12 protein-coding genes are annotated in these 17,477 nt (G+C 67.7%); all 12 read right to left on the bottom strand.

Going from position 1 to position 17,477, the window contains the following annotated elements:
- Positions 1 to 55: 55 nt before the first annotated feature.
- The 12 genes from LCL61_RS05525 to LCL61_RS05470 all read right to left on the bottom strand — a co-directional run bounded on the left by LCL61_RS05525 (position 56) and on the right by LCL61_RS05470 (position 17,477).
- Positions 56 to 421 (bottom strand): DoxX family protein, encoded by a 366-nt coding sequence (locus LCL61_RS05525; RefSeq protein WP_340685832.1) that lies wholly within the window; start codon positions 419 to 421, stop codon positions 56 to 58.
- Complete coding sequence (locus LCL61_RS05520; RefSeq protein WP_340685831.1) at positions 421 to 897, bottom strand: carboxymuconolactone decarboxylase family protein; 477 nt, start codon at positions 895 to 897, stop codon at positions 421 to 423. The genes LCL61_RS05525 and LCL61_RS05520 overlap by 1 nt, the downstream gene beginning before the upstream one ends.
- Positions 898 to 925: 28 nt before the next feature.
- Positions 926 to 1,789 (bottom strand): sigma-70 family RNA polymerase sigma factor, encoded by an 864-nt coding sequence (locus LCL61_RS05515; protein ID WP_340685830.1) that lies wholly within the window; start codon positions 1,787 to 1,789, stop codon positions 926 to 928.
- 200 nt (positions 1,790 to 1,989) lie between these two features.
- The gene (locus LCL61_RS05510; protein ID WP_340685829.1) at positions 1,990 to 3,882 is read right to left on the bottom strand and encodes an OmpL47-type beta-barrel domain-containing protein; all 1,893 of its coding nucleotides are present in this window, start codon (positions 3,880 to 3,882) and stop codon (positions 1,990 to 1,992) included.
- A 70-nt stretch (positions 3,883 to 3,952) separates the two neighbouring features.
- Positions 3,953 to 7,918 (bottom strand): ThuA domain-containing protein, encoded by a 3,966-nt coding sequence (locus LCL61_RS05505; RefSeq protein WP_340685828.1) that lies wholly within the window; start codon positions 7,916 to 7,918, stop codon positions 3,953 to 3,955.
- A gap of 19 nt (positions 7,919 to 7,937) precedes the next feature.
- Entirely contained in the window at positions 7,938 to 8,954 is a 1,017-nt protein-coding gene (locus tag LCL61_RS05500; RefSeq protein WP_340685827.1) for a multicopper oxidase domain-containing protein, read from the bottom strand.
- A gap of 14 nt (positions 8,955 to 8,968) precedes the next feature.
- Entirely contained in the window at positions 8,969 to 9,856 is an 888-nt protein-coding gene (locus LCL61_RS05495) for a sugar phosphate isomerase/epimerase (protein ID WP_340685826.1), read from the bottom strand.
- A 10-nt stretch (positions 9,857 to 9,866) separates the two neighbouring features.
- Complete coding sequence (locus LCL61_RS05490) at positions 9,867 to 10,871, bottom strand: sugar phosphate isomerase/epimerase family protein (RefSeq protein WP_340685825.1); 1,005 nt, start codon at positions 10,869 to 10,871, stop codon at positions 9,867 to 9,869.
- On the bottom strand, positions 10,868 to 13,960 hold the full coding sequence (locus LCL61_RS05485) for a ThuA domain-containing protein (protein WP_340685824.1): 3,093 nt from the start codon (positions 13,958 to 13,960) through the stop codon (positions 10,868 to 10,870). Before LCL61_RS05485 ends, LCL61_RS05490 begins: the two co-directional genes overlap by 4 nt.
- Positions 13,961 to 14,176: 216 nt before the next feature.
- Entirely contained in the window at positions 14,177 to 15,550 is a 1,374-nt protein-coding gene (locus tag LCL61_RS05480; protein WP_340685823.1) for a nucleotide pyrophosphatase/phosphodiesterase family protein, read from the bottom strand.
- Positions 15,547 to 16,617 carry a metabolite traffic protein EboE gene (eboE, locus tag LCL61_RS05475; protein WP_340685822.1) on the bottom strand — a complete coding sequence of 357 codons (1,071 nt, stop codon included), beginning with the start codon at positions 16,615 to 16,617 and terminating at the stop codon, positions 15,547 to 15,549. Before eboE ends, LCL61_RS05480 begins: the two co-directional genes overlap by 4 nt.
- Positions 16,614 to 17,477 carry a TatD family hydrolase gene (locus LCL61_RS05470; RefSeq protein ID WP_016331785.1) on the bottom strand — a complete coding sequence of 288 codons (864 nt, stop codon included), beginning with the start codon at positions 17,475 to 17,477 and terminating at the stop codon, positions 16,614 to 16,616. The genes eboE and LCL61_RS05470 overlap by 4 nt, the downstream gene beginning before the upstream one ends.

Genomic DNA, 17,477 nt, shown 5'->3' with positions numbered 1-17,477 from the left:
GGTGCGAAGGTCGAGTTTCCTCGGCTGAGCCGAGGGAAGGGGGCCTTCACGCGTTTCAAGCGCGCCCGATGGCGACGAAAGCGCACAGCGCGAGGTAGCCCAGGTCCAGCAGCGCGACCAGGGGCTCCCGGCGACGCAGCCGGACGACCACGGCGCCCGCCATGACCAGCGCCAGCCCGAGGGCGGCCAGCGGCACGAGTTCCGGCGCGATGTCGAGCAAGGCCGGAAGGATCAGGCCGACCGCGCCCAGGATCTCGACCACCCCGATGAACTTCACGGTACCCGGGCCGAAATCCAGCACCCAGCCCGCGGCCGACGCCACGCCGGCGATCTTTTCCCTTGGCAGGAACATTTTCCCGACGCCGGACACGGCATACATGACGGCCAGCAGCCAGGCGACGATCCATAGTGCGGTGTCCATCAGTGCCCCGCGAACTGGCCTGGCGTGTAGTCGCCCGCCGGCTGCCGGGTGATGACGTTGAGCCGGTTGAAGGCGTTGATGAGCGCGATCTGGGTCACCAGCGCCACGAGCTGCTCGTCGTCGTAATGCTTGGCGGCGGCCGCCCACGCCTCGTCGGTGACACCGCTGCCGTCGGCGAGGCGGCAGCCCTGCTCGGTGAGCTCCAGCGCGGCGCGTTCGGCCTCGGTGAAGACCGTCGCCTCGCGCCAGCACGCGACCAGGTTCAGCCGGGTCGTGGTCTCCCCCGCGTGCGCCGCGTCCTTGGTGTGCATGTCGAGGCAGCCCGAGCAGCCGTTGATCTGGCTGGCCCGGATGTTCACCAGTTCCCTTGTCGCCAAAGGAAGTTCGCTGCCGTCGAGCACCTTCGCGGCCGAGACGAGGTGCTTCACCAGCTTCGGCGCGAGAGCGGTCTTGAGGTAATCGATCCTTGCCTGCACGGGATTTCTCCTTCTCGTCGGTGTTCACTTACTTCGACGAGGAGGACTCCCGGGAGGTAACACCCATGGCCGCGAGGCGACGCGGGTCACTCACGGAATCGATTTCGACGATACGGCCGTCGACGATGGTGCAGGACATCACGCCCAGCAGCTTGCCGGTCCGGCTCCACGACACGATTCCCGGTTTGCCGTTGACCAGCGCGGGACGAGTGGTGACGACGGCGCGCGCCCCGCGCTGGACTCGCGTGGCCACCTCGGCCGCGCCGAGCCGCACGACCTCGCCGTGCCTGCTCCGCGAACGCCACGTCACGTCGGGGTCGAGCATCTCGACCAGTCCTTCGAAGTCTCCTTCGCGCGCGGCGGCGAGGAACGCCTCGACGACCGCGTGTTGCCGAGGCTCGTCGGCTGGACGCCGTCCTTGCACCTTCCGGCGAGCCCGGCTGGCGAGCATCTTGGCCGCGGCGGCGGATTTGCCGAGGATCTCGCCGACCTCGGCGAACGGGACCGCGAACAGGTCGTGCAGGACGAACGCCAGCCGCTCCGCCGGGCCGAGGGTGTCGAGCACCACGACCAGCGCCACCCCGACCGATTCGGCGAGCAGCGCGTCCTCTTCCGGCGAGTCCTCCAGCACCAGCAGCTCGGGCGGCTCGTCGTAGGAATCCTCGGGGCGGGTCTTGCGGGAGCGCAGGACGTCGATGCAGACGCGGCCGACGACCGTGGTCAGCCAGCCGGACAGGTTGTCGATCGTGTCGGCGTCCTGGCGGGCCAGCCGCAGCCAGGCCTCCTGGACGGCGTCTTCGGCGTCCGCGCGCGAGCCGAGCATCCGCTGGGCCACGGCCACCAGACGCCCGCGCTGCTCCTCGAACGCGCTGGCCAGCGCCTCACCGGTCATGTCGATACCTTTCTCGCGCCGAACCCGTCATGGACATGACGAGCGCGACGCGAGAAAGGTAACCGAAGACGTGACTCGCGTGCTCAGAGACGTGACTCGTCACCCAGGCGGAAGCGAAGGGGCCTTTCCCCGCTTCGTATGCGAGGAAAGGCCCCTTCACCACATTCGGCACAGCCCTGCGGAGCCGGGCCGAGTACCGCTCAGACGTCCCGGATCGGCGTCTTCACGGTCTTCTTCATGCCGGGGTTCTTCGTCTCCGGCTTCTTCTTACCGGGCTCCGGTTCCGGCTCGGCGGTCGAGCCGCCGATACCGGAGTCGATCGCCGCCGTGACGATCAGGTTCCGCTCGTCGGACGAGATGACCTCGCCGTCGAGGAGCTCCTGCGTCACGGCCCGCACGTAGGTCACGAACTGCTCGTTCGACGAGTAGTCCGACTCGTCGTCGATCACGTCGTTGATCGTGCAGCCGTTGCCGGTGTCGCGGTTCTCGACCTGGCTGTCCGCCGTGCCGAGGATCACGGTGTCCCGGACGTCGGAGTCCGGGCACGCGTCCGGGCCCGGCGGCGCGGCGACGATGGTGAACGCGCCGCCCTGTTCCGCCGAGACGTTGCCCGCCTTGTCCGACGCGCGGTAGGTCAGCGTGTGCGTGCCGAGCTCGGTCACCTTCACCGGCGCGGTGTAGACCGTCCAGGCCCCACCGTCCAATTTGTACTCGATCTTGTCGACGCCGGACCCGGTGTCCGTCGCGGTCAGGTTGATGGTCGCGTCCTCGATGTACGACCAGCTTCCGTCCAGATCTCCGCTCACCACCACCGAGACGGCGGGCGCGGTGCTGTCGTCGCCCTCGACGATGGTGAACGTCGCCGTGCCTTCGGCCGAGACGTTGCCCGCCTTGTCGGTGGCGCGGTACTTCACCGTGTGCGCGCCGACGACGGTGAGCGCGAGCGGCGCCGAGTACGTCAGCCACGGTCCGCCGTCCAGCTGGTACTCGACCTTGCCGACGCCCGAGCCGGCGTCGGTCGCCGTGAGGGCCACGGTCGCCTTGCCGACGTAGTTCCCGGCGGTGTCCTTGGTTCCGGTCACCTCGGAGGTCACCGTCGGCGCGGTGGTGTCGCTGCTGACGATCGTGAAGTGCGCCATGCCCTCCGGCGAGACGTTGCCCGCCTTGTCCGACGCGCGGTACGAGACCATGTGCATCCCCGGCGCGGTGACCGCGACCGGAGCGGTGTACGCGGTCCACGCGCCTTCGTCCACTTTGTACTCGACCTTGTCGACGCCGGAGCCGGCGTCGGTCGCGGTGAGCTTCACGGTGGCGGTGTCGAGGTAGTTGCCCGCGGTGTCCTTGGTCCCCGTCACCTCGGAAGTCACCGTCGGCGGAGTCGTGTCGCCGGGCTGCCCGGTCACGACGGTGAACGACGACATCCCTTCCGGCGAAACGTTGCCCGCTTTGTCAGAAGCGCGATAGTGGACCATGTGCGCACCGGCGGCGGAGACCGCCACAGGTGCGGTGTACGCGGTCCAGGCGCCGCCGTCGAGCTGGTACTCGACCTTGTCCACTCCGGACTGGCTGTCCGACGCGGACAGGTTCACCGTCGCGGAACCGACGTAGTTCCCGGCGGTGTCCTTGGTACCGGTCACGTTCGCGGTCACGGTCGGCGGAGTGGTGTCGGCGCCGCCGCCGTCGGTGACGACGAACTCGCCCATCATCTTGGTGTGGCCCTGGATCGTGCAGTAGTACCGGTACTTGCCCGGGGTCAGCGTGACCGTGGCCTCGTGCACGCCGTTCTTGTCGTCGTAGGGATTGGCGAGGATGTTGAGGTTGACGTCGTGGTTGTAGCCCGGCGTCGAGGTGTCGAACGTCAGCGTGTGCGACATCGTCGAGCCGAGGGCTTCGGTGTTCTTGAAGACGATCGTGGTCTCGCCCGCCACCGCGGTGGACGGCGCGCTGAGGTAGTGGTCGGTGCTGTCGCCCGCGGTCCATTCCAGGGTCTGGACGGGTGCGGCGGAGGCGGGTGCGGACGAGCCCGGTAACACCAGGCCCGCCAGTGCGAGCGTCGCGGCCACCAGGGCCACGACGAGGGTTCTTGGGGACATCGCAGGGAAACCTTCCGTACAAGGGACACCGGCCGGGCACGCGAACCCGCGCGCCCGGCCGGCTTTCGCGCTACAGCTGCCGCACCCGGATGTTGCGGAACTCCATCAGGTCGTTGTCACCGTGGTTCTGCAGACCGATGAACCCGCTGACGAACTGCCGGAAGTCGGTCGACGGGTCGCCCGCCCGCGACGAGTTGATCCCCGGCGCGTTCTCGAACTCGTTGATCACGACACCGTTGCGGATGATCGTGTACTTCTGCCCGACGACCTTGACCTCGTACTCGTTCCAGGTCCCCTTCGGCTTCACGCCCGCCTGGTCCAGCGGCCGCGGGTCGAAGTTGTAGATCGACCCGGTCTTCTGCGGCTCACCGGTGGCCCCGTCGTACAGCTGCACCTCGTGGCCGCAGTAGATCGCGACCCAGGCCTGCGACGTCCTCGCCGAACCGACCGTGCCGCAGCTGCCCGGCGGACGCTGCTCCAGCGGGGTGCGCGGGTCCGGGAACCGGACGAACACACCGCTGTTGGCGCTGCCGGTCGGCGCGATGTCCTTGAACTGCAGCTTCACCGAGAAGTTGCCGAACTGCCGTGCCGAGTACCACAGCATGCCCAGCCCGCCCGACGGTCGCAGTGACCCGTCCGGCTGGATGGCGAACTGCCCGGACGGCGCCTGCGACCAGTTGCGGAACGATTCGGGCGTGCCGTCGTAGATCGCGTCGTAGCCGGTGACGCCCTTGTTGCCGATGGGCGAAGCGGCGGCCGCGGCGTTGATCTTGTCCGACTCGGCCGCGTTCAGCACGCCGAGGTCGCCCAGCCGGTCCACGGCCTGCGTGACATGGTTGACGAAACCGGCGTGGGAGGTCCACGTGCTCTCGTCGTCGATCATGTCGTCGACCGTGCAGCCGCCACCGGCGTTGCGGTTGGTCACCCCGGTGTCGGTGTCACCGATGGTCACCGTGGCACTGGAATCCGCCACGAGACACCCGACGTTCACCGAGTTCCGCGTGGTCACCGTCTCGCCGTTCGCATAGGTCACGGTCAGCTTGGCGGTGTACAGACCCGTGCGCGGGTAGGTGTGCCGCGGGTCGGGCTGCGTCGAGATCGTGCCGTCGCCGAACTCCCACTTGTAGGAGACGCCGCCGGACTTCGACCCGGTGAAGGCCGCGGTGAGCGGCTTGTTCTGCACCATGGTCGACGACGCCGCCGCGGCCGGGGTCGCCTCACCGCCGATGTAGCTGATCTTCAGCAGCTTCTGGTTGTTGGTCAGGGTGAAGAAGCCGCCGCCGTAGTCGAGCGCGTACAGCGCGCCGTCCGGCCCGAACTTGGCGTCCATCCACTGGTTCAGCTTGGTGTCGCCACCACCGGTCGGGATGATCTGCCGCACGGTCTCGGCGAACACCGGCGGATCCTGCTTCGCGACGCCGTTCGGGTCGAGGGTGACCGCGATCCGGTTCTGCCCGTTGCTCTGGTCACCGATGAACCACTTGTCGTTCCAGTAGGCCGGCCACGCGACACCGCTGTTGGTGTTGACCAGTTCGCGGTGGTACGTCGGCCCGGTCATGACCGCCTGGCCGCCGCCCTTGAGGTAGGGCTGCGTATAGGTGGCCTCGGCCGCGTTGTACGACGGGACGGAGCTGTTGGGCCGGTTGGGGAACACCGGTCCGCCGCCGTCCGGCGAGTACCAGATCATGTTCTTCTTGATCGGCGGAAGGTTCACCAAACCGGTGTTGCGCGGCGAGGTGTTGACGGGGTTGTCGCAGTCGTACCAGCCGGTGAGCACCGCGGCGTCGGTGCTGCTGCGGTCGCGGTACGGCTGCTTGTTGCCCATGCAGTACGGCCAGCCGTGGTTACCCGCCTCGGTGATGACCGTGGCGGTCTCGTACTTGGCCGGGCCGAGTTCCGGGCTCGGCGAGGACGCGTCCGGGCCGACCCACGCGGCGGTCAGCCAGTTGGTCTTCTTGTCGACTTGCAGCCGCGAGATGTTCCGCACGCCCATCACGTAGATCTCGGGCCTGGTCTTGTTCCCGGGGTCGTTCGCCTCGGGGAACAGGTTGCCCGCCGGGTTGGTGTAGGTACCGTCCGGCTCCGGGTGGATCCGCAGGATCTTGCCGTTGAGGTCGTTGGTGTTGCCGGCGGTACGGCGCGCGTCCTGGAACGAGACGCCCTTGTAGTCCTGGGTCCAGTTGTTGCCGGAGTACCCGTTGGAGCCCTGCGACGAGTTGCTGTCACCGGAACCGATGTAGAGGTTCCCGTCCTTGTCGAAGTCCATCCCGCCGCCGGCGTGGCAGCAGCTGTGGACCTGGACGTCCCACGACAGCAGATCCTTGCGGGTCGCCTGGTCCAGCGTCTGGTTCTTCAGGTCGTAGGTGAACCGCGAAACCGTGCGCTTGCCGATCCGCTTGTCGATGTCGACCGACGAGTGCGGCATCCAGTAGGCGTACATCCAGCCGTTCTCGCTGAACTTCGGGTCCAGCACGAGACCGAGGAGGCCTTCCTCGTTCTTGACCAGTTCGTCGCCGCTGCCGCGGTTGCCCATCACCTTCAGCGTGGTGAGCAGCTTCGGCTTCTTGGTGACCGGGTCCCACTGGTGGATCGTGCCGCAGCCGGCGCCGATCTCGGGGTTGGTCCAGTCGTTCGGCGCGGGCACGACGTTGCCGGCGCAGGCCGCGCGGCCGATGTAGAAGACCCGGCCGTTCGGCGCGATGGTGAGCCCGTGCGGCTCGCCCATCTGGTCCAGCTGGCCGGGCTGGTTGATCCCGGTCAGGCGTTCGACCTTGTAGTTGGCCGCGATACCCGCCTTGCAGTCACCGCGCACCATGCCGGTGGTCCACTTGAGCGCGCCGAGGATGTGGCTGCGGAACTGGGCTTCACCGTAGCTCGCCTCGGTCCGGCCCATGCCGCTGTAGAAGGAGCGGCCGCCGTCGTAGTCACGGCACCACGAGATCGGGTGGAAGGCGCCGTTCGCGCCGACCCCCGGTTTGTAGGTCGATTCCTCGACCTGCGCGACCGTGTGCACGGTGCCGACCGGGTTGACCTCCCAGTTGAGCCACCGGTCGGTGCGCACCCACTTCTGTGGCAGGCCCGCGGTGGCCGGGTTCGCCTTGTCGAGGACGTCGACCGTGGCCTGGGCCGGATCGGGCTCCGGCGGCGGCGGGGTGGTCGAGTTGTCCTTGTACAGCTTCCAATCGGCCAGCTGGATGAGCGGTTCACCGGCGTTGGCGGTGATGTTCAGCCGGTAGTTCGCGTACGCCGTGGTGTTGGTGAAGGTGAACTTGCGGCTCACGAACCGGTCGGCGAACGTCTCGTTGGTGCGAGTGTCCAGATCGGTCCACGTGGTCCCGTCGTTGGAGCCCTGCAGGGTCCAGCTCTTGGGGTCACGTCCGGGGAAGTCGTTCGCCGAGACGAGGTCGTAGCTGCTCACGGCCACCGGGGCGGCCATCTTGTAGGCGACCCAGCCGGTCGGCGAGAAGGTCAGCCACTTGGTGTTCTCGTTGTTGTCGGTGAGCTTTTCCTTGGTCTCGTTGGGCGGGTTCTCCGCGCTCGCGGTGACCGAGGCGACCGCCTCCGGCGTGGGGCGCGCCCCCACCGGACGGGCGCCGATCAGCCCGGAGAACCACTGCGAGCCGTCCTGCGCCCGCGCGGCGTCGGAGAGGCCGAGGAAACCGCCGCCCGCCTTCATGTAGTTCTGCAGCGAGGTTTCCTGGTCACGGTTCAGCGTGATGCCTTGCGCGGACAGGAAGACGACGCCGCGGTACTTCGCGAGGTTGGCCTGCGTGAACACCGCGGGGTCCGAAGAGGACGAAACGGAGATGCCGTTCGCCTGGCCCAGGCTCGCGATCGCGTCCGTGGCACGCAGGACGGGGTCCTTCTGGTCCGCGGCCGCGCCGTGGAAGACCAGGACGTTCACCGGGACGTTCGTCGCGGCTTCGGCGGTCACCGGCGCGATGGCCAGCGGCAGCCCGGAGGTGACGACGGCGCCGACCGCGAGCGCGGCCAGTGACCGTCTGCGGAGCCGGCGTTGCGAAAACACTCGTCTCAAGTTCTCGCTCCTTTCAAGACTAGTGGTGGTGGGCCGAGGCGCCGGTGGCGTTCGGCGTGGACGTGGTGGTGTGCTGGTGCCCCTTGAAGCGGTCGATCGCCTCCTGGGCGCCCGCGGGCATCCCGCCGTCGGCGTTGCGGACCAAGAACACCCCGGACATGCCGTCGTCCGAGTGCTGCTGGACGTGGCAGTGGTACATCCACGCGCCCGGCCCGACGCCGTCACCGGCGATCACCTGGAACCCGAAGGAGTTGCCGGGGTCCAAGGTCTTGTTGTCGAGGATCGGCGCGTTGTCGGTCGCGCTGGTGAGCATGCCGGTGCGGGTGTCCGCCCAGCGGTGCGCGTGCAGATGGAAGGTGTGCATCAGGTTGCCGTGCCCGATGCAGATGAACTCGACGCGTTCGCCGAGGTTCGCCTCGAAGATCGGGGTGTTCGGGGCGACCTGGTGGTTGATCCACATTTCGGTGAACACCACGGTGAACTGCTTGCTGGGCAGCAGATCGCCGCGTTTGCGCACGATCAGGCCGCCGTAGAGACCCTTCATCAGGCCCGCCGTGCCGTGGTCGCCGCCGAACGCGTGGTCGTGGTAATGCCAGTACCCCGCGCTGCCGGGCATCCAGAAACCGTTGGCCGCCTGGTAGGCCGTGCGGGTCTTCCAGGTGTAGGTCTTGGTCTCGTACGGCTTGTTGAAGGAATCGTTGAACGGCGAGCCGTCCGACTTGGTGTCGTAGTTGACGCCGTGCGGGTGGATCGAAAGCCGCTGGTCGGTGTTGTTGACCAGCTCGATCACCAGCGTGTCGCCCTCGTAGCACTCCAGGAGCGGCCCGGGGATCGTCGGCTTGCCGGGTTCGAGCCCGTAACCGACCCGGGTCGAACCGGGAACGTAGTCGGCGTAGACGGTGATGTTGCGGGTCATCCCGGCCGCGGCGGCCGGTGCCGAACCCGCGCTGGCCGACACCACGACCGGGGCGATGACCCCGGCCGCGGTGCCCGCGAGCATCGATCTGCGGGACAGCCCGCGGTGTTTCTTGTCCATTGTGGATTCCCCAGCTAGAAGCGGACGTTGCGGAGATAGGTGAATCCGGTCTGGGCGGTGCTCAGGGGATCCGTGGGGTTGTCGTGCTCGACGATGTATTCGGCGAGGTGGGGACGGGTGTGGCGGAAGATGCGCGGGAAGTCGATGACGCCCTTGCCCGGGTCGACCATCTCGCCCGCCGCGGTCCGGTCCTTGACGTGGTACTGCACCACGCGCGGGCAGTGTTGCCGGTACAGCGAAACCGGGTCCATCCCGCCTTCCACCGCCCAGAACAGGTCGATCTCCAGGTGCACGTACCGCGGGTTCGTGTTCCTGGTGAGCACGTCGTACGGGCGCACGCCGTCGATGGGCGCGAACTCGTGCGCGTGGTTGTGGTAGCCGAGCGGGATACCGGCCTGGCGGAACTTCCGTGCCGCCGTGTCCATCCGGCCGGCGAACTGCTTCCAGCCGTCGATGGTGTCGAAATTCGCCCACGGCACGTTGGCGCGGGTGTTCCCGAGGATCTTCGCGTCCGCGATGGTCTTGTCGAGGTCACCGTCGATGCCGACGTGCGTGGACGTCGCCTTGATGTGGTTCTTGTCCAGCAGACCGCGGAACTCCTCGGCCGTGCGGCCGTAGGTGCCCGCCAGTTCGACCTTCCGATAGCCGATGTCCGCCAGCGCGGACAGGGTTCCCGGCAGATCGGCCTGCAGCGCGGTGCGCAGGGAGTAGAGCTGGATGCTGATCTTGTCCACCGGGACCCGGCCCCGACCGTGGTGGCCGCGTCCCTGGGTCTCCGCCTCGGTGGCCGCACTGGCCACGCTCGGCAGGGCTACCGCAGCGCCGACCGCGACCGCCGCCGTCGCCGCGCCGCGCAGGAGCGCCCGTCGAGAGTGGAACTGCTCAGCTTCTTCACCGCACATGAAACCGCCCTCACTTCTGGTTGCTGAAAGCCGCGTCGAAGGCCGCCGACGGCTTGTCGAACAGGAGCCCCCGCAGAAAGGTCACGGCCTCCGCCGCGCCCCGGAGCCGGTCCATGCCGGCGTCCTCCCACTCCACCGAGATCGGACCGGCGTAGCCGATCGAATTCAGTGCGCGGAAACAGTCCTCCCAGGGCACGTCGCCGTGCCCGGTCGAAACGAAGTCCCAGCCGCGTCGGGGATCTCCCCAGGGGAGATGCGAGCCGAGCCGTCCGTTCCGTCCGTCGAACCGCTTCCGGGTGTCCTTGCAATCCACGTGGTAGATCCGGTCGGCGAAGTCGAGGATGAAGCCGACCGGGTCGAGGTCCTGCCAGATGAAGTGCGAAGGATCCCAATTCAGCCCGAATGCCGGACGGTCGCCGACAGCTTCGAGCGCACGTTTGGTGGTCCAGTAGTCGTAGGCGATCTCCGACGGGTGGACCTCGTGGGCGAACCGCACGCCCACCTCGTCGAAGACGTCGAGGATCGGGTTCCACCGGTCGGCGAAGTCCTGGTAGCCGTCGTCGATGACCGCCTGCGAGACGGGCGGGAACATCGCGACGTACTTCCAGGTCTTCGAACCGGTGAAGCCGATCACCGTGTCCACGCCGAGTTTCGCGGCCGCGCGGGCGGTGTCGGCCATCTCCTTCGCCGCCCGCTGCCGGACGCCTTCCGGTTCACCGTCGCCCCACACCCGCGAAGGGATGATGGCCTGGTGGCGTTCGTCGATCGGGTCGTCACAGACGGCCTGACCGACGAGGTGGTTGGAGATCGCCCACACCTTGAGGCCGTGCTCGGCGAGCAGCTTGAGACGGCCGAGCACGTAGTCCTCTTCGGACAGTGCGCGGTCGACCTCGAAATGGTCGCCGGAACACGCGATTTCGAGGCCGTCGTAGCCCCATTCACTGGCCAGCCTGCACACCTCGGTGAACGGGAGATCCGCCCACTGGCCGGTGAACAGGGTGATCGGACGGCTCATGCTTGCTCCTCGAAGGTGATCGCGTCTACGTCGAACAAGCCGCCGGAACCGCCCTTGAACACGAGGAACAACGGGCCGGTGCCGCCGGGGTCGGTGATGGCGGAAGCCGGGATGTCGGCATAGGTGTCCCAGCCGCCGGTGTTGGCGACGGTGACCGTCTGGACCAGGGGTCCGTCCACCGCGCCCGAGCGCACCTCGATCGTGCCGCCCGCGCCGCCGGACGAGACCCGGTAGCCGATGCCGCTGACGCCGACGAGGTTCACCGGGTCGAATTTGATCCAGTCACCGGATTCGATGTGGCCGACGCGTTTGCCGCCACTGGCGCCGGCGTGCGCGACGACCTCGATACCGCTGGACTGGGTGTAGAACTCGGCCTGCTTCAGCTTGGGCTGCAGGATGGATTCCGCCTCGCCGGTGAGCGCGGGCACGCCGTTTCCGCCGTTGTCGGTGTAGCTGGCGTTGATGACGCCGAAGACGTTGGCGTCCGCGCCGTGTCCTTCGTCGGCGGGCGTGGCGATGGTGCCTTCACAACCGGTCGCGCGGCTCAGCGGATGTCCGTGGCCCTCGTGGCCGAGGATGTATTCGACGGTCACCTTGGAGCAGTCGATCGGGTTGTCCTCGGCGTCGGTCACCTCGACCTTGAACGGGACCATGTCGCCGAAGCTGAACACGCTGCCGTTGACCGGGGTCTTCAGCGTGACCACCGGCGCGGTGTTGCCGACGGTGACCACCACGCTCGCCGAACCGGTCAGCCCGGTGGAGTCGGTGACCGACAGCTTCGCCGTGTACTGGCCGTTCGCGGCGTAGGTGTGGGAAACCGGGGTGGCCTCGGTGGAATCGGTCGTGCCGTTCCCGTCGAAGTCCCAGGCGTAGGTGAGCGCGCCGCCGTCGGGATCGTTCGTCCCGGCCGGGTCGAACTTGACGGTCAGCGGCGCCTGGCCGGACGTCTTGTCCGCGGCCACCTTGGCGACCGGCGTGCGGCGGCCCTTGGTGTAGTCGATGCGGTAGACGGCGGATTCCTTGGAGCCACCGAAGTAGCCGGTTCCGTAGTCGAGGACGTAGAGCGCGCCGTCCGGGCCGAACTCGAGGTTCATCGGGCGGACGAGGTCCATCGAGTCGAAGAACGGCTTGATGGCGCCGCGTTCACCGTTCGCGCCGACGGTGATCTCCTTGATCCAGCCGCGTTCCCATTCGTAGGCGAAGGTCTTGCCGTCGAAGTACTCCGGGAACTTGGTCTGCGACGGGTTCTTCGCGTCGAACTGGTAGACCGGGCCGCCCATCGGCGACTCGGGGCCGGTACCGAACTCGGGCACCGAACCGCCGTCGTAGGCGATCCACGCCTTCTCGACCGGCGGCAGATCGGTCAGGCCGGTGTTGCGCGGGCTGGTGTTCTTCGGTTTGGCGCAGTCGAAGGCGGCGCCGGACTGCTTGGTGGCGAAGTCGTAGTCGATGAACGGCAGGTTGTCCCCGACGCAGTACGGCCAGCCGAAGTTGCCGGGCTTCTTGATCAGGTTGAACTCGACCGTGCCGCCGGGCCCGCGCTTCGGGTCGGCAGCGCCGGCATCGGGACCGTAGTCGGCCAGGTGGATCCAGCCGGTCTTACGGTCGACGGCGAAGCGGAACGGGTTGCGGAAGCCCATCGCGTAGATCTCGGGCTTGGTCTTGGCCGTGCCCTTGGGGAACAGGTTGCCCTTGGGGATCGTGTACTTGCCTCCGGCGCCGACCTTGATCCGCAGCACCTTCCCGCGCAGGTCGTTGGTGTTGGCCGAGGTGCGCTGCGCGTCGTACACCGGGTTGCGGTCGGCGCGCTCGTCGATCGGGGTGAAGCCGTCGGAGGCGAACGGGTTGGAATCGTCCCCTGTGGACAGATACAGATTGCCCTTGGCGTCGAAGTCGATCTCGCCGCCGGCGTGGCAGCAGATGCCGCGTTCGGCGGGGACCTGGAGGATCTTCTGCTCGCTCGCGAGGTCGAGCTTGTTGTCGGTGCCGAGCTTGAACCGCGAAAGCTGGTTGTAACCCTTGAACGGCTCGAAGTCGGCGGGGGTGCCGTTCTCCGGCGCGTCACCGGCGGGGGTGTTCAGCTTGGGCGCGTAGTACAGGTAGACCCAGCGGTTCTTGGCGAAGTCCGGGTCGATGGCGACGCCTTGGAGGCCGTCCTCGTCGTGGTTGTAGACGGGGATCTGCCCGGCCAGCGACGTCGTCGCCGACGAGCTGGTGTACCAGACGCGGCCGTCGCGCGAGGTGTGCAGGACGTCGCGGTTGGGCAGCACCGAAAGCGCGATCGGCTCGCCGGTCTTCTCCTCGCCCTTGGCCAGGGTGATCTGGTCGAAGTCCGCGTCGACCGGGTCTTCCTGGGTCTTGGCGCAGCCCGCCTCGCTCAGCTTGGTGGCGTACTTGATGCCGCCCGCCAGATGCTTGAGGAAGGCAGGCTCGGCGTAGGAGGCCTTGGTGTGCCCGCCGCCGGTGTACCAGGAGCGGCCGCCGGAATTCTCATGGCACCAGGCGATCGGGTGATCGCCCATCGCGCCGTCGCCGGGCTGATAGCTCTTCTCGTCCAGGCTCGCGAGCACGTGGACGTTGCTGCGCGGGTTCTCGCGGTAGTTGTACCACTCGTCGGTGCGCGGCCAGGTCTCCGGAAGATCCACAGTGGACACGTGCTCATGATCTTCGACCTTGACGTTCGCCTGCTGGATCTGCGGGTGGGACTTGAAGTAAGCCCCGACCAGCTCGCCGTACCAGGGCCAGTCGTACTCGGTGTCGGAGGCGGCGTGCACGCCGACGTACCCGCCGCCTCCCTTCACGTACCGCTCGAACGCGGCCTGCTGGTCCGCGTTCAGCACGTCACCGGTGGTGGAAAGCCAGACCACCGCGTTGAACCGCTTGAGGTTCGCGTCGGTGAAGGCCGCCGCGTCCTCGGTGGCCTCCACCGCGAAGTGGTTCTGTGCCCCCAAATCCTTGATCGCCTTGATGCCGTCGGGGATCGAATCGTGCCGGAAGCCCGCGGTCTTGGAGAACACGAGCACCGTGGCCGCTTCGTGCGCCGATGCGGTCTGCACCGGTAGCGCGACGCCTGTCAGAGCCGTGACCATGGATGTGACGAGCACACCCAATCGTCGTTTCAAAGACATAGCAGTGGCGATCCTTTCGATGAGCGGCGGCGATCAAGGAAGGGGATGCGGGGTGGAGCGTCCTTTCTGAAGGTGAGGTGGGGAGGGAGGGTGCGGGTGGGGATGGGGTGAGGTGGTCGTGAGTGGTAAGTGCCGTTAGAACGTCACTTACCACTCACGACCCCCTGTACCGAAGCCCTACTTCAGCCCTTGGAGCGACAACAACAGCGGATGCACGTCGGTCGCCCCGACGCGACCGGACGGCTGGAAGGCCGGATCCGAGCACAACAACACCGGACCATCCTCAGTGGAATCGGGCAGCCGTCCGTGCGAACCGCGCACCCAGCGCGGGTCGGTCGGGACGACGTCCATCGCGTAGCGGAGCCCGGCGAACTTCTTCGCCAGGTTGAGCCCGGCCCGCGCCTTGGCGAACTTGTCCTCCGGGTCGAAGAACAGCTCGGCGGGGTCGTAGCCCGGTTTGCGGTGGATCTCGACGCCGCGCGCGAAGTCGGGCTTCCGCTCGTCGTCGAGCCAGTAGTAGTAGGTGAACCACGCGTCCGGCTCGGCGACCGCGACGAGCTCGCCTGCGCGCTCGTGATCCAACCCATAGCGAGCCTGCGCCTCGCGGTCGAGCACCTCGTCGACGCCGGTCAGTTCACCGACGATCGACCGCACTCGCTCGATATCGGCGGAGTCGCGGACGTAGACGTGCGCGACCTGGTGGTCGGCGACGGCGAACGCGCGCGACGCCCACGGGTCGAGGTACTCCATGCCCGCCTGGGTGTAGACCTCCAGCAGACCCTCGCGCCGCAGCGCCCGGTTGATGTCGACCGGCCTGCTGACGTTCGTGATCCCGTACTCGCTGAGCGCGACCACGGTCGCCCCGGCGTTGCGGGCATCGTCGAGCAGCGGCGCGAGCGCGTTGTCCAATTCCCTCGCAGCCAGAGCAGCTTGCGGTGCGTCGGGGCCGAAGCGCTGCAGGTCGTAGTCCAGGTGCGGGACGTAGGTCAGCAGCAGGTCTGGACGCTTCTCCCGCAGGATCTGCCGTGACGCCCCGATCACCCACTTGCTCGACTTCAGCGACGCCGTCGGGCCCCAGTACTGGAAGAGCGGGAACTCCCCCAGCGCACCGGTCAGCTGGTCGTGCAGTTCGGGCGGGCGCACGTAGGCGTCCGGCGACTTGCGGCCATCGGCGTGGTAGATCGGCCGCGGGGTCACCGTGACGTCGGTGCTCATCCCCATCGCGTACCACCAGCAGACGTTCGCCGACGTGTAGCCGGGGTGCGCCGCCCGTGCGGTCTCCCACAGCTTCTCGCCACCGACGAGCCGGTTGTGCTGACGCCACAGGAAGATCTCGCCGAGCTCGCGGAAGTACCAGCCGTTGCCGACGATTCCGTGCTGCGCGGGCATGAGCCCGGTGAGGAACGTCGACTGCGCGCTGCAGGTGACCGCGGGCAGCACGGTGCCCAGTTCGGCCTGCCAGCCGTCTCGGGCGACAGCGGACAGTTTCGGCATGTCCCGCAACGCCTTCGGGGTCAGCCCGACGACGTCGATGACGACCAAGGGTTTCACGCGGACACCCCTTCCTTGACGAGGTTCGCCTGTGCCCATTCGAGTTCCGCGGCGATTCCGCCGACGAGGTCGCCCGCGTCCGGGAGCACGCTCCAGGTGTAGGTCTCGACCTCGATATGCGGTTCGCCGGGCAGTCCGGCGGCGACCGTGCGCAGGACGTCGGTCGTGGTGGACAGCGGCGCGGCCGGGTCCTGGTGCAGCGGCATGTGGAAATGCACGCGCCACGGCCCCTCCCCCGGCAGGTCGGTCCACGCCTCGGGCAGGTCGTCGGCCTTGCGCACGACACCGCCCGAAAACTCGCGGACCTGGTGCAGGTACCGCGGTTCGGCGAACGCCGCCAGCGCGTCACGAGCTTCAGCGGGATCTTCGACGTGCAACGCGGCGGAAGCCTGCACCTTCACGATGTCCACATCGGACTCCGCGATCGCCTTGAGGGTCTCCGCCGGATCGGCGAACGACACCGCGAGATGACAGGTGTCCAGGCACAGACCAACGTGCTCCGGATCGACGCGGCCGGAAAGCCAGCCCAGCGCGTCGGCCACGGTGTCGAGCACACAGCCGGGTTCCGGTTCGACGGCCAGTTTGATCGGCCGGTCACCGATCGCGCGGACGACCTGACCGAACGCCTCGGTGGCGCGGCGGTCGTCCTGATCGGTCCACGGTTCACGCCAAGCCAACGGCAGCGTCGATATGCTGCCGTAGGAAGCGTCCTCGGCGAGCAGGCCGGACAGCACGTTCACGCAGTCGATCGTGTAGGCGACCCGGTCCGGGTGTGTCCACTCAGGACGGTAGACCGCGTGCTTGACGACGTCGTCGTGGAAGCCGCCGTACGGGAACGCGTTCAGCGTGTAGACCGAAAGCCCGCGAGCGTCGAGTTCGGCGCGGAAACGTTTGCGTGCTCCGGCGTCTTCGGCGAGTCCGCGCGCGACAGGCGCGGAGAGCCACAGCCCCACGCCGAGCCGATCGGCGCCCAGCCGCTCACGCACGGGCAGCGCGTACCGCTCCAGCTGCGCGACGATGCCGTCGACATCCTCGGCGGGATGGACGTTCGTACAGTAGGAGATCATTTGCGGGCACCTCGCAGGACCGAGTTGCCCTCGAAGGTCACGGCCTCGCCGGTGAACCCGGGCAGCGGGTCGAGCGTGAGCCTGCCGCTGAGACCGTAGAAGTCGACGGGATTCTGCCACAGCACCTTGTCGACGTCGGCCTCGGTGAAACCGCCGTCGAGCATCGCCTGTCCGGTCTTGGCGGTCTTCAGCGGATCGGACCGGCCCCAGTCGGCGGCCGAGTTGACGATCATCTGGTCCAGCCCGTACTGGCGCAGGATCTCGACCATCCGGTGCTCGTCCATCTTGGTGTCCGGGTAGATGGAGAAACCCATCCAGGCGCCGGAGTCCTTGACCAGCTTGACGGTGACCTCGTTGAGGTGGTCGACGACCACGCGCTCCGGCGCGACGCCGGCCTCACGCACGACGTCGAGGGTGCGCTTGGTGCCTTCCAGCTTGTCGCGGTGCGGGGTGTGCACCAGGACCGGGAGATCGTGCTCCAGCGCCATCGCCAACTGCTGCGAGAAGACCTCGTCCTCTTCCTTGGTCATCGAGTCGTAGCCGACCTCGCCGACCGCGACCACGCCGTCCTTCGCCAGGTACCTCGGGAGCACGTCGAGCACCTCGCGGCAGCGGGGGTCGTTGGCCTCCTTGGGGTTCAGCGCGATCGTGCAATGGTGCCGGATGCCGAACTGGGCGGCGCGGAACCGTTCCCAGCCGATGAGCGCGTCGAAGTAGTCGGTGTACGAGCCGACGCTGGTGCGCGGCTGCCCCAGCCAGAACGCGGGCTCGACCAGCGCGCGGACACCGGCCGCGTACATGGCTTCGTAGTCGTCGGTGGTGCGGGAGGACATGTGGATGTGGGGATCGAAGATACGCAC

Origin of the sequence: Amycolatopsis coloradensis (assembly GCF_037997115.1) — a bacterium.
GTDB lineage: Bacteria > Actinomycetota > Actinomycetes > Mycobacteriales > Pseudonocardiaceae > Amycolatopsis > Amycolatopsis coloradensis_A.
This window is presented reverse-complemented; position numbering and strand designations above follow the sequence as displayed.

Excerpts from the sequence above, each read along its gene's own strand:
- LCL61_RS05525 (WP_340685832.1), bottom strand. The coding sequence starts at position 421 with ATGGACACCGCACTATGGATCGTCGCCTGGCTGCTGGCCGTCATGTAT.
- LCL61_RS05515 (WP_340685830.1), bottom strand. The coding sequence starts at position 1,789 with ATGACCGGTGAGGCGCTGGCCAGCGCGTTCGAGGAGCAGCGCGGGCGT.
- LCL61_RS05510 (WP_340685829.1), bottom strand. The coding sequence starts at position 3,882 with ATGTCCCCAAGAACCCTCGTCGTGGCCCTGGTGGCCGCGACGCTCGCA.
- LCL61_RS05500 (WP_340685827.1), bottom strand. The coding sequence starts at position 8,954 with ATGGACAAGAAACACCGCGGGCTGTCCCGCAGATCGATGCTCGCGGGC.
- LCL61_RS05495 (WP_340685826.1), bottom strand. The coding sequence starts at position 9,856 with ATGTGCGGTGAAGAAGCTGAGCAGTTCCACTCTCGACGGGCGCTCCTG.
- LCL61_RS05490 (WP_340685825.1), bottom strand. The coding sequence starts at position 10,871 with ATGAGCCGTCCGATCACCCTGTTCACCGGCCAGTGGGCGGATCTCCCG.
- LCL61_RS05485 (WP_340685824.1), bottom strand. The coding sequence starts at position 13,960 with ATGGTCACGGCTCTGACAGGCGTCGCGCTACCGGTGCAGACCGCATCG.
- eboE (WP_340685822.1), bottom strand. The coding sequence starts at position 16,617 with ATGATCTCCTACTGTACGAACGTCCATCCCGCCGAGGATGTCGACGGC.